Source organism: Vibrio sp. B181a (assembly GCF_030248375.1).
GTDB lineage: Bacteria > Pseudomonadota > Gammaproteobacteria > Enterobacterales > Vibrionaceae > Vibrio > Vibrio campbellii.
The window spans coordinates 193808-206459 of record NZ_JAHGAD010000007.1 but is presented as its reverse complement, the minus strand read 5'-3'; the positions used below and the strand labels follow the sequence as shown (position 1 = coordinate 206459).

Here is a 12652-nt window from a genome sequence, read left to right as displayed (position 1 = left end):
ATTATGAAGAAAACAGCTATTACACTTGGGCTTCTTATCAGCGGTTTCACAGCAACAGCAGCTTGGGCGATTGAAAGTAATGTCACTGAACCAGTACAGGGTCATCAACCAACCGTGACGGCTCCGGTCATTACAAAAACAGATATCAAGTGGACGCCGGCGCCTATTAAAGTGGAGTTCAGTGTTCCGACTCATGAAGATACTGATAATGATGACATCACTTCTGTGACGTATTGGCTACAAGATGCCGGAGGTACCCAATACGGCAAGGAAGAGAAGGCTGATATTAGTAAGTTGAATGGCGGCGCGATTGAGTTCTCAAACTTCGATGAGCTAAAAAACAAAAAACTAACACTCGTTTGGAAAGTTCATACTCAATATGGCTACCCTTCAGAAACGCTTGTGTCTGATGAAATGACCTCTAACGAATTCAATGTCGCTGCGGAAATGGATCTATCCATCAGTGGCGTTTATGAAGTTGGTGAAACATTGACGGTACACGCATTCGATGGCGCTGATGTCGATCTGAATATCGCAGATGTGACGTTCACGCTGGCAGAAAATGAGACCGGTGACACAGCGGGTCTATACCCAATGGAGCAAGCAGAAGCGGCTCTACAAAGTGAGCTGAATGATTCTGGTAATGACCTAACATTCAAACTAACCAAAGAGCTTCAAGGTTACACCATCACTGCGTCTATGAACGAGGCGCCAATCACTCGTGCTTCACTGCGTTAATTTCGTTTAATTAAGCTTTAACCAATTACCAAGCGGGCTGTTTTCAGCCCGCTTTCTCTCTATGAGGGTACAACCATGATACGTCAATCATTCATCACTATTTTGGCTCTTATCTGTTCTTGGTCTGCGATGGCAGAATGCCCTGAAAACCAAGTGTGTTCGAACAATACGTCAGCCATCACAGGCCACGGCTATCCAACTGGTATGCCTGAATGGAATGTCACGCCGAGTGAAAATAACACCATAGGTACCGGCTCAATTTCTGTTCTTCCGATTCAAGAACTCGATCCTGATGGTGATAAGGTCATTGCCGATTCAAAAACCTACCAGTGGTGTAATGATAAGGGAGACTGCTTCGCGAATTCGCCAACCCTGACCATCAATCCATCGGATATTGACAGGGTGTTTGATAAAGGAGTGGGTTTTAAGCCTCTGACAGTGAAATACAGCGGCAAAGTTGAAAAGGGCTATCCGGAAGCAACACGCACCTTTGAAAGTGAACCGTTACCTGTGGCGCTAGAGTACCCGCCAGATGGCACTAAAGGGATCTGTTATGAGGCCGGCGATAAAGCGGTGCAGACGATGGTACTTTCTACTTCAGCAACTGGGAATCATACCCATTATTTAAAATTTCCAAATATGGCGCTCGGTTCATTACCCGGAAAATTGAGTCAAGTGGATAGTGCTCAGGGGATTGATTTTACCAATGCTGTAAATGCTTTTATCCCAACCTTTCAAGAAAAGGCCTTACCTGAACAATTAACCGTTCAATACTGCCATGACGATTGTAAAGAGTGGATCGAGTTTAAAGTGACCAAAATCCATCCCGGGCCTATGGCGCCAACCATCTATTCTGCTCGCAATATGGGAGTGGTATCCGACGGCGTGACTTTACACGATTTTAATTTTCAAATATTAGCCCAATCCAGTACGGACTATCGCACGAACATGGTGCACTGTACTCAATTTAATTAGTGTCTTGCCACCAATTATCCATCGATGAAAATGCCCTGATTCTGGGCATTTTACACATTTGCGTGTTACAAAATGACGAGTTGCCAGGGCTCTGTTTCCTGTAGAATGACAAGTCATTTCTCTTATTTAGTTCGACCTGCCTGATTCTAAGGTATTGAATTTCATAGTCATAAAAGAATCTCATAAAACCTAAACTAACGGTGATTCGCTGTATTTCCTAGAACGGAAGGGGGGATACTTGCCCTGTCTTTGAATTGCATATTACCTTTAGGTTTTTTGGTGAAGTAGGGCGATTTAGTTGCACCTTTTAACCCGTGTCGCTTAACAAAAAACATCGTGCTCTATGTGGTTTAAAGACGGTTTTTATACCCATTTTAAATACTGTTATTTACAACTAGAGAGACTTAATTTCTATGAGATTAACCCCTATATACGCGGCGCTGCTGACCAGCTTGGCCGGCGTTTCGACTGCGTATGCTACGCAAGTTACGCAAGACATTGCTACTAACTACGGTTCTACCAATATCGTTAACAGTCAACGATGCCTTAATAATAACCCCCACGGCGCAAGCGACTTTTGCATCGCTAATATAAACCCTGAAGGCTTAACGCTGAACCCAGGCCAGCAGATCACTGTAGTCACGCCAGTGTCATTCCCAGCGATGAGCTGGTGGGACGAAATGTCGCCAAGTCTTGTAAAGATACATGGCTCAGATGGGAGTCGCTCTGAATGTTCAAGTTTGGGCAATAACCAATGGTCGTGTGTTTTACCGAACAGTGGTTTTCATTCAAGTGGCCTACGCGTTGAGATTCGTACAGAGGGCTTTCGCGCAGGTTGGGGCGGTGACCTGACTATCGACGACTTAGTACCGGACGCTCCTGAAATTGAAAATGCCTCTGCAACATTTGAACCGGCGAAAGACGAGAAGCTGATCCGAAACGGGAAAATGTGGCTTGCTACTGAAACGCCAATCGAGGTGACGTTAGATTTTGATTTGGTAAAAGGCAACGCAAGTAGCTTTGCTAATCAACCTATTCGAGTTCTGCTGCAAAAGACCATTGGCACTGGTGAAGATAACACCACTGCAGAGTGGGTGACATTGACGGGTCAAAGCCAAAGCATTGTTAGTGGTCACAACAAGATAACGGGACAAATCAAACCGTCAGAAGGTTGGGATAGTGAGGCGTTTTACACTGCAACTCTTGGCTACAAACTGAATGATAACGACACGCCAATCACTTTTGTCGATCCACAAGGTTTGACGACGATGACGGGCCAAGGTGCATACTTAGACGCTTCTCCGATGCGCATTGTCGATTCAAATAACCAAGACAGCCAGTGTGTACTGACACAAGGTAATCCACAAACATGTGATTTGGTTGCTAATGGTAGCGAAGTGCGTTTAACAGGCGTTAACGTCTGGCAAGATGCCGATCATCCGCAAACAATTGACGTCAACGGCAATCACAAGCAGACGTTAACAGGTGGTCATGTAACCACAGATGTCCCTTTTGATATTGAAACCACAGGACAAAAGACATTCAAGTGGAACAATGTCACAACGGTCGTGACTTACAACACGGATACGCGTCAGATCGTTGTTGAAGACATTGATCCAGTGAACAACGTTATTTACGACAATGCATACATCAATGGTGCAGTGACAAAAATTACGAACAAAGGCAGCCGCAGCGATATCCGTGAAGCTAGAAACACCGGCATTCGTTTAGCATTAGATACGCTGGACCAAAGCGCAATTTCAGGTCTAGAGAGAGTGACGTGGTCAGCGGAATATCCGCTTGTTGAGTTTGTGAAAGTTTACGCCCCAGATCTTCCAAGCCTAGTTGAAGAAGGCTTAAAGCTGGTCGAGAAGACGATTAACAATAACATCTTGGCGAAAGCGGTTGAGTTCTCTGAAGATGGTCAATTTTACCTAGATGTTGCAACCGTCAACGACGGTATTACTGATGCGATTGCTAATCTAGGCAGCCAATACGAAAAGTATTTCCCTCGTTTTGCTAATGTTGTTTTACCTCTGGATCTTGTTGCTCATTATCGTGTTCATGGCGTTGATAAAGTGAAATCAAAGCGTTTTAACATTGCGATCGGTGATCGTGGTAAGCGCATTATTAACTTTACGGGTAACGGCACGACCCAATGTTTGACAAACATGGGTGGCAAGTTTGCATTCCAAGACTGTAATGCTTCTAAAGTTGTAAATGAAAACACAGATCCAAACGTCCTATTTAAGTTTGTCCCAGCTGCATTAGGCACAGTTACGCATCCAACGAACGTATTCCAAGTTCGTCCATTCTCTGATGATACTCAATGTCTGACGGTGAATGGTTATAACGTGACTGCTGAGCGATGTGACGTCGATTACGGTGTCTCGCAGTTGTTCTCTTTCAAAGCCCAAAGCGATCAACACTTAGAAGAGTCGATCGTGACTTCAGGTAACACCTCCGAGATGACGATCGCGTCGCTTAAAAATGGTCGTGTCTTTGACCGCAGCGGTGGAGGTGCTGGTGGCAGTGTTTGGGGCGATTTAATCGTGTACCCGAAAAATGGTGACAAAGGATCGATAAACCAGCATATGTTTGTGTCTCGCTTCGGTGTTCAAGACAGCAATAAACCGAAAACTGTTCCTGTTGATCTGACGATGCGATGCCAAACAGGTAAAGAGCTATTCAGCTACTGGAGCACGATCTCTCTAACCGCAACCAACAACTCAGATTACGATGCATATGTTCGTGTTAACTGGAATGAGCGTTGGGAGCTGGTTCGTGCAGGCACAACCAGAAAGGTTGATCAGCGCAGAATGTCTATGCCTGTTGCTTTCGACCAAGTATATCGTTTCTTTACCGAATTCAATCCACATAACGCCTTCTTCTCTTTACCTGCGAATGAAACGGCTTGTGAAACTGGTTTTGGCCGACCGGCACTAGATTTCACTGAGACTAAGAAAGGCTACAACGCTTGGACTGAGCTACCAGAATAATTGATCTGTTCTTTTGGGGGAGGGATGAAAGCCTCCCCTTATTTTCTTAGTCATTTTACTCATTGATTTATAGGTTCGGTAAACCATGAAAAATACACTTTATATCTCGATTACCAGCTCGCTTTTGGCTCTTAGTTCTTCAGCAATTGCTTCCCCAACGGCGGAAATTGACGGTGCAACGCTTCAGGGCCTCATCAATTCACCGGCTGATTATTCTGCACAAGTTGATGCATTTCTTGGCGTAAAATACGCTTCTGCTGAGCGATTTAGTGCACCACAGCGTCATCACTTTATTACTGGCGAGCATTATGATGCGACGGTTACGGGAGATATTTGTCCACAAGTGCCGCATACCATGGAAGCTAATGGTGTTGTACAAGAAGCACAAAGCGAAGATTGTTTGAATGCAAACATCTGGCGTCCATCTGACATTGCTAACGATGAAAAACTGCCTGTTTATGTGTTCATTCACGGTGGCGCATTTGAGCTAGGTTCTAGCACCGTTAAGCAGTTTGATGGCGCTAAACTGGTTGCAAAAAACGCTGATGAAGGAAATCCATTTATTCTCGTCAGCATTAACTATCGTCTTGGCATTCTTGGTAGTTTCTACAGCAGCGAGCACTCGGGTAACTATGGCATCCAAGACCAAAAATCAGCGTTAAGTTGGATTCATGACAACATTGGTAACTTTGGTGGTGATGCTGAGAATATTACTTTGTTTGGCGAAAGCGCTGGTGCGATGTCAATCGGCATTCAGTTAATGGATGAGAAACAAAATGCGCACCTATATCAACGCGCTATCATGGAAAGCAACCCATATGGTGTGAAATACAAAGATGCCAAATCGGCGCAATGGTTAGCTGAGCAGGTAAAAGACAAACTCAGTAATGATCAAGATATTCAAACTGTACCTTTTGAAGAGATCATCAATATACAGTCTCAAATGAAGGCGGCGACAACGCAAATGAATAACTTGATGACAATTACGCCAAGTACATCTGGCCTGTTGGCCTGGGCGCCGTATGTCGATGGAGAGACCATCCCATATCAGCCGATTGACCTACAAAAAGTAGATGGGGTAGATGTGACTCTAGGCTTTAACAAAGATGAATCCAACATCTTTGTCGCTCCTTTCGATGTGATACTCAACGCGCCTGGTAGCTATAATCTTTTGGTTGATGCATTCTTTGGTTCAGACAAAGGAGAGCAGTTGCGCAATTTGCCTGCATTCCACTTAAACTGGTGGAACAGCACGCCTGAAAAGCGAAAAAACAACGCCCGAAAATTGATGAATCAAGTTTTATTTATGTGTTCATCCCAACATGTTGCGCAAAACTTGTCGTCAAACCAAACAACAACCTCGCTGTACCAATTTAACTATCAACCAGACTTTGCCTTATGGCCGGATTACTACGTGGAGAGCTTTACAAAAACATGCTCACCGTCAGAAACATCTTGTCATGGTGCTGAACTGTCTTTCATCTTCGGAAATGAGGTGAACGCAGTATCTGGCCCTACCGTTTTTTCTGAAAAGGATCACCAAGCGAAAGACGTTCTTATGTCCAACTGGCTGAAGTCGAAGACATTCGAACCATATTCGCAAGAGACAGACAATATTACTGTATTTAACGAAGAAGCTTACTTTAATGTAAGTGGTGATTGGGATAATACGAAAAATGGTAATGTGTGTTCTCAAATTAATGAAATAATGAACAGTAATACTAAGCTTTACTAACGCTAATTATCAATATCATAAACTTTAAATGGCAGCTTAGGTTGCTGCCATTTTTTATATTTTAAATTTTTAAAGTTGTCGTAAGTATGTCTTTTGAATTCTTTTTTGAAAAAATAAATTTAAATATTAAATTGGTAAAAAGCCTTGAAGATTTAGTGGTAAGGAAAAGGAGAAAGAATATAGGTAACGCAGGCTCAAGCTTTAAAGAAGTTGATGGTCACCTCTCCGAGATAAAATACAATGTATATCTTAATGAAAAACATCAACGGAATATTGGCACTTAGAAGGCGTACTGCTTGTTGGGAATGATTATAAATTACGAAAAATTTCTTCTTTCACTGTTTTTGTTGATATTTATTTGAGTTATTGATTGGTGGTATTTCGGGCTGATTTTTTATGAGTCAGTACAGGTAAAAAACTAAATTATGGTAATTTACGGTTATTTACCGTAATTTTTTCGGTTTAATAGAGCCTTATTGAGTGTTCTGTTGCTTATTTATTCATTGGACAATCCTGTTTCCACGATGTTTTATGTGATTTTTATCGGTTATGCATTTTTACTCCTATCAAAGTTTAGATTTTATGTGTGGTTGATTAGGTATTTTAATGTGGGTATCATGCCGCTCGTCTCAAAAATATAACAATGTTTTCAGTAAGGTATTAATTCGTGGATGTTAAGTTTGACAGCTCTGGGAGTCGTATCTTTTATCGTCAAAAAAGTGTTTTCTTACAACCCAATGAGCTAAATCTGGCGTTATTACTTTTAAAGAATAAAGGGGATATTGTTTCTAAAGAAGAAATCTTACAAACCGTTTGGAAAGATAAAGTCGTTACAGAGGGATCAATTAAAAGAAGTATCTCTTTATTAAGGAAGTCTATATCCGAAATTGGTGCGAACGTTGAAATTATCGCGCACAGAGGGTTGGGATATAGCTTAAATACACCTTTGAATGTTTTTGTCGATGGCTCATTTATCAAACTGGACAATATTGAGAGCGTTGCATCAGGGACATTTTCATTTTTCAAGCTTAAAGCACAGACGATAATTCTTCTGTTGATTGCATTTAACCTTTCTGCAAGTGCCTATTTTCTATTCGATCATTTATTCAAGCCCGGACTTTCACAAACCACACCTTATTTAGAGGAAATGCTAATTTCTCCTAGCTATGAGGTGGTCACTACTCATGAGGGAGAAGCAGCGAGCGTTAAGTTGATTTACGCTAAACGTGACCATGTTCCTCAGTACTTATGGTCAGCATTAGAAAGTATTAATGAGAATATGGTTGTTTTCTATAGCCAAGAAGAAGGAGAGGTCTACTTTTCCTTGTTCATTAATAACTCTTCAAGTAAAAAATATGCACATAACTACACACTTTCGATAGACACTGCTGATGAAAAAATTAAAGAAATTCTTAGCCAATTCAAATAAGGCGCATACCGCTCTAGTATTGAGCTCACTGCTACTTTTAGGTTGTTTTTTCCTCAGCAAATCGGAGGGCGAGCAACACAATCTCAAGTTTATTTACAATTACAAAGTGTATGAAGAAGAACATGGGAAGATAAAACTGGATATCTTGAGCTCGATGGAGTTTAGCAATAATCAGTTTTCTGTTATGCAGTTCTCCTCGCCGGGCACCGAAGACTCACTCTTGCTCTCTTTTGACGCCAAGATACTCGATCGCAACAAGAATAAGTTTGAGTTCTGCTCTTACAATATTGCCGTTAAGAATACGAAAGAGGCATTCAGTGAAAGCCTAATTGAGAAACACTTTTTTGATATGTCCCAAGTGGTCACCGATTTAAAAAGAGACAGCTCGAGACCTATTTCTGTTGAGTTCTTCAGCGAAGACGTTGTATTAATCACTGGTGGTTTTTTCAATCGTCCAACGTTGATATCGCGTTCCTACCCTTCGGAGACATAAGAAAGACTAAGTTTTTCGAACGAGATAAAAAGAGCCCCTTAATTGAGTACATAAAATAAAGGGCTCTTTTTGTTTGAGAGGGGAGTAACTCTGCTTATGCCGACAAGATACGCATGCAGTTTGTTGAGCCCACAACGTCCATCACATCGCCCTGTGTGAAGATGACTAGATCGCCTTCATCCAATAGACCTTGTTCTTTCAATGTCACGATCGCAGCATGAGCTGTCGTCAAACCAGCACCGCCTTTTGAGTCAAAGAATACGGGTGTAACGCCACGGTATAATGCTGCACGGTTTAGCGTTGATTCATTGCGAGACAGTGCAAAAATCGGTAGGCCAGAACTTAGGCGAGACATCATGAGTGCTGTGCGGCCCGACTCTGTGAGCGACACCATCGCCTTCACGCCTTCCATATGGTTAGCGGCGTACATGGTCGACATTGCAATGGTCTCTTCTGCGGTCGCAAACGTGCGGTCCAATCGGTAAGTCGACAGACTTGCTTCCGACATCTTTTCTGCACCCATGCAGACTTCTGCCATGGATTTAACGGTTTCTACTGGGTATAAACCCGCAGCCGTTTCACCTGAGAGCATAACGGCGTCTGTACCATCAAGCACGGCGTTGGCAACGTCCATCACTTCTGCACGAGTTGGCATCGGTGCGGCCATCATAGATTCCATCATTTGGGTTGCAGTGATAACAATGCGGTTTAAGCTACGCGCACGGCGGATCAGCTTTTTCTGTACGCCGATAAGTTCTGGATCGCCAATTTCTACCCCAAGGTCGCCACGCGCTACCATGACTACGTCAGAAGCAAGGATAATGTCATCAATCGATTCATTGTTTGCGACGGTTTCTGCGCGCTCTACTTTAGCGACAAGTTTTGCCTCTAAACCGGCATCGCGAGCCAAGCGTCGTGCGTAGTTCATGTCTTCGCCGTTGCGAGGGAATGAGATTGCTAAGTAATCAACTTTGATTTCAGCCGCTGTTAGGATATCGGCCTTGTCTTTGTCTGTTAGTGCATCTGCAGACAGACCGCCGCCTTTTTTGTTGATGCCTTTGTTGTTGGAAAGAGGGCCTCCAACAGTGACGCGGGTATGAACTTTATTGCCTTCAACGCTGGTTACTTGTAGTTGTACTCGACCATCGTCAAGCAACAGAATGTCGTTAGGTGAGACGTCTTGTGGCAGTTCTTTGTAATCTAAGCCAACGGACTCTTGGTTGCCTTCGCCTTTTGGTAAGTCGCTGTCTAGCGTGAATTTATCACCCACACTGAGGTGAATTTTTCCATCTTTGAATGTGGAAACACGAATTTTAGGGCCTTGAAGATCACCGAGAATAGCGACTTGGCGACCAAGTTTCGCGGCGATGGCACGGACTTTTTGCGCACGTAGGATGTGATCCTCACTGGTACCGTGAGAGAAGTTCATGCGGACGACGTTGGCTCCCGCTTTGATGATCTCCTCAAGGACATTGTCTTTATCGGTTGAAGGGCCAAGCGTTGTGACAATTTTTGTTCTTCTTAATATAGAAGTCATAGATTCTCCGAAGAATGCAGGTGTAGGGTGAGATAAATCGAATTCTACTCTCGCTAAGTATATGCATAGTGTGTACAGATTGTTCGTATTCAGGTCAAAGTACTGAAAAAACATCCTGTCGCAGGTATTGCTACCTAATTTGACGAATAAAATAAGTCATTTTTCAAACAATTTAACAGGAGTAGATTTCTCGTTATTTGATTGAATACACAAACAAACATGTTTATACGTGATGCTTGTCACGGGGATTTATCAATTCACTTCACAATTACTTCGCAAAGTAAAAAAATTATCCCGTAATAAAATTTCGGAGTGCAAGATGTACATGGCTCAACCGGGCCATATTGATCATATCAAACAGGTCAATGCTGGTCGTGTATACAAACTAATTGACCTCAAGGGTCCAATATCTCGAATCGATTTGTCCAAGCAAAGTGAGCTTGCGCCTGCGAGTATCACTAAGATCACTCGAGAGTTGATTGAAGCCCACTTGATTCATGAAACAACCGTTCAGGAAGCCACCAGTCGTGGTCGTCCAGCGGTGGGTTTGCAGGTCAATAATGAAGGTTGGCAATTCTTGTCGATGCGTTTAGGTCGCGGCTACTTGACCATCGCTCTTCATGAGCTTGGCGGTGACGTTCTGATTGATACCAAAATCGATATCCACGAGCGCGATCAAGATGATGTTTTGGAACGCTTACTCTACGAAATTGATGAATTCTTCCAAACCTACGCCGATCAACTTGACCGTGTCACCAGTATCGCCATTACGTTACCTGGTCTGGTGAACTCAGAGCAGGGCATTGTATTGCAGATGCCACATTACAATGTTGAGAATTTAGCGCTAGGTCCTGAGATCTATAAAGCAACAGGCTTACCTGTTTTTATTGCTAACGATACACGAGCTTGGGCGTTAGCTGAGAAACTGTTTGGTCATTCTCAAGATAACGATAACTCGGTTCTTATCTCTATCCACCACGGCTTAGGCGCTGGTATTATCTTGGACGGTCGAGTGCTGCAAGGCCGACACGGTAACATTGGTGAATTAGGACATATCCAAATTGACCCGAACGGCAAGCGCTGCCACTGTGGTAATATTGGTTGTTTGGAAACCGTAGCCAGTTCACAGGCGATCCGTGAAGAAGTGGTTACTCGCATTGCAAATGGCGAAGCTTCTATCCTTGCAGAGCAAGAAGAGATGAGTATCGAGAGCATTTGTGAAGCTGCTGCGAACGGCGATCCTCTTGCGGTTGACGTGATTGAGAAACTGGGTCGCTATTTAGGCTCGGCTATTGCCATAGTCATTAACTTGTTCAACCCAGAAAAAATTCTCATCGGTGGGGTTATCAACCAAGCGAAGGATGTGCTTTATCCAGCCGTTCGACGTTGTATAGAAGAGCAAAGCCTTCCAGTTTACCATCAAGATCTTGAGCTGGTGGAATCTCGTTTCTACAAACAAGCGACTATGCCCGGAGCCGCATTGATTAAGCAAGCGCTGTACGATGGTCAGCTGCTGATGAAGGTGATTGAAGGCTAATCTTTCCTACATTCATAGCGTTATTTTAAGGGGTGATCGGTGTCGTTCACCCTTTTTTGATCTTCCCAGTGCTGAAAACATCAATCTGAGCGCTGCTTCATTGCTATATCCATGGCATTAATGTAATTTCCGTAAGTATGGTAGAACACTCATAAAAAAGTTTACTTTGTTGTTTCAACACGGTTTTCTGTAAAGAGTGGAAGGTTGTGATTCAAGGTTAGGTAGTGGTATGTCCGGAGTGTTAAATACGGTTGATCAGCGTACAAATCTGGTGGGTGAAAACCGACTAGAACTTTTGCTGTTCACGTTAAATAGTCGCCAGTTGTTTGCGATTAACGTTTTTAAAGTGAAAGAGGTGATCAAGCTGCCTCCACTGACCAAACTGCCGGGCTCTCACTATAACATCCGTGGAGTGGCTTCTTTACGTGGTGAAGCGGTACCTGTGATTGATTTGCGTTGTTCGATTGGCTTTCCACCATTGCGTGGAGAGGCAGAAGAAGAGAACTTGATCATTACTGAATACAACCGCTCGATTCAGGGCTTCCTTGTTGGGCCTGTGCGTAACATTATCAATACCGCATGGACTGAGATTCAGCCACCGCCGTCTACATCTGGCCGTTCTAATTACCTAACTGCCATCACCCAAGTGAAAGATGGTGATTCATCTCAAATCGTTGAAATCATTGATGTCGAGAAAGTGCTGGCGGAAATTGTTCACTATGATGTGACTATCTCCGATGGCATTTTAGACCAAGATCTCGCTCACGCTATGGTTGGTCGTAACGTGCTTATTGTTGATGATTCCTCAACAGCACGTAATCAAGTTCGTGACACGCTATCTCAGCTTGGTTTGAACATCATTGAGTGTCGTGATGGCCTAGAAGCTTTAACAGTACTCAAGCGTTGGTGTGATGAGGGCAAAGACGTTGAGAAAGAACTGTTGATGATGATTACGGATGCGGAAATGCCAGAAATGGATGGTTACAGACTCACGCATGAAGTGCGTTCTGATCCTCGCATGTCGAAACTGTTTATTACGCTGAATACGTCGCTAAGTGGAAGCTTTAATGAAGCCATGGTGCAAAAGGTTGGATGTGATCGTTTTATCTCTAAATTCCAGCCCGATCTCTTGGTTCAAGTAGCACAAGAGCGGATGCGCCAAATCGTATAAACAAATATTTCTTATCTTGTTACAAAGTCACCCATAAG

10 protein-coding genes are annotated in these 12652 nt (G+C 43.3%); 9 read left to right on the top strand and 1 reads right to left on the bottom strand.

The genetic code is table 11. The features are described from left to right. The first annotated feature begins 3 nt into the window (after positions 1 to 3). From KIO97_RS02885 to KIO97_RS02855, 7 genes are all read left to right on the top strand, one after another. The gene (locus KIO97_RS02885; RefSeq protein WP_005425658.1) at positions 4 to 738 is read left to right on the top strand and encodes a hypothetical protein; all 735 of its coding nucleotides are present in this window, start codon (positions 4 to 6) and stop codon (positions 736 to 738) included. 75 nt (positions 739 to 813) lie between these two features. Then, positions 814 to 1713, top strand: coding sequence for a hypothetical protein (locus KIO97_RS02880; RefSeq protein ID WP_285380915.1), 900 nt, complete (start codon positions 814 to 816; stop codon positions 1711 to 1713). 413 nt (positions 1714 to 2126) lie between these two features. Further along, positions 2127 to 4712: a hypothetical protein gene (locus KIO97_RS02875; RefSeq protein ID WP_285380914.1), complete on the top strand. Its 2586-nt coding sequence runs from the start codon at positions 2127 to 2129 to the stop codon at positions 4710 to 4712. An 85-nt stretch (positions 4713 to 4797) separates the two neighbouring features. Next, on the top strand, positions 4798 to 6447 hold the full coding sequence (locus KIO97_RS02870) for a carboxylesterase family protein (RefSeq protein WP_285380912.1): 1650 nt from the start codon (positions 4798 to 4800) through the stop codon (positions 6445 to 6447). An 86-nt stretch (positions 6448 to 6533) separates the two neighbouring features. Further along, positions 6534 to 6731, top strand: a complete 198-nt coding sequence (locus tag KIO97_RS02865; protein WP_038863411.1) for a hypothetical protein — start codon at positions 6534 to 6536, stop codon at positions 6729 to 6731. Between the two features lie 383 nt (positions 6732 to 7114). Beyond that, positions 7115 to 7876 (top strand): winged helix-turn-helix domain-containing protein, encoded by a 762-nt coding sequence (locus KIO97_RS02860; protein WP_285380909.1) that lies wholly within the window; start codon positions 7115 to 7117, stop codon positions 7874 to 7876. After that, positions 7839 to 8369 (top strand): hypothetical protein, encoded by a 531-nt coding sequence (locus tag KIO97_RS02855; RefSeq protein WP_050912751.1) that lies wholly within the window; start codon positions 7839 to 7841, stop codon positions 8367 to 8369. The genes KIO97_RS02860 and KIO97_RS02855 overlap by 38 nt, the downstream gene beginning before the upstream one ends. Positions 8370 to 8463: 94 nt before the next feature. On the opposite strand, the gene pyk is transcribed toward KIO97_RS02855, so the two are convergent. After that, positions 8464 to 9906: a pyruvate kinase gene (gene pyk, locus KIO97_RS02850; RefSeq protein WP_038863406.1), complete on the bottom strand. Its 1443-nt coding sequence runs from the start codon at positions 9904 to 9906 to the stop codon at positions 8464 to 8466. 319 nt (positions 9907 to 10225) lie between these two features. Here pyk and KIO97_RS02845 point away from each other — a divergent pair, with 319 nt between their 5' ends. Beyond that, positions 10226 to 11443, top strand: a complete 1218-nt coding sequence (locus KIO97_RS02845) for an ROK family protein (RefSeq protein ID WP_005425684.1) — start codon at positions 10226 to 10228, stop codon at positions 11441 to 11443. Between the two features lie 229 nt (positions 11444 to 11672). Beyond that, a complete protein-coding gene (locus tag KIO97_RS02840) occupies positions 11673 to 12614 on the top strand; it encodes a chemotaxis protein CheV (protein ID WP_005425659.1) in 942 nt (313 codons plus the stop codon). Positions 12615 to 12652 lie beyond the last annotated feature (38 nt).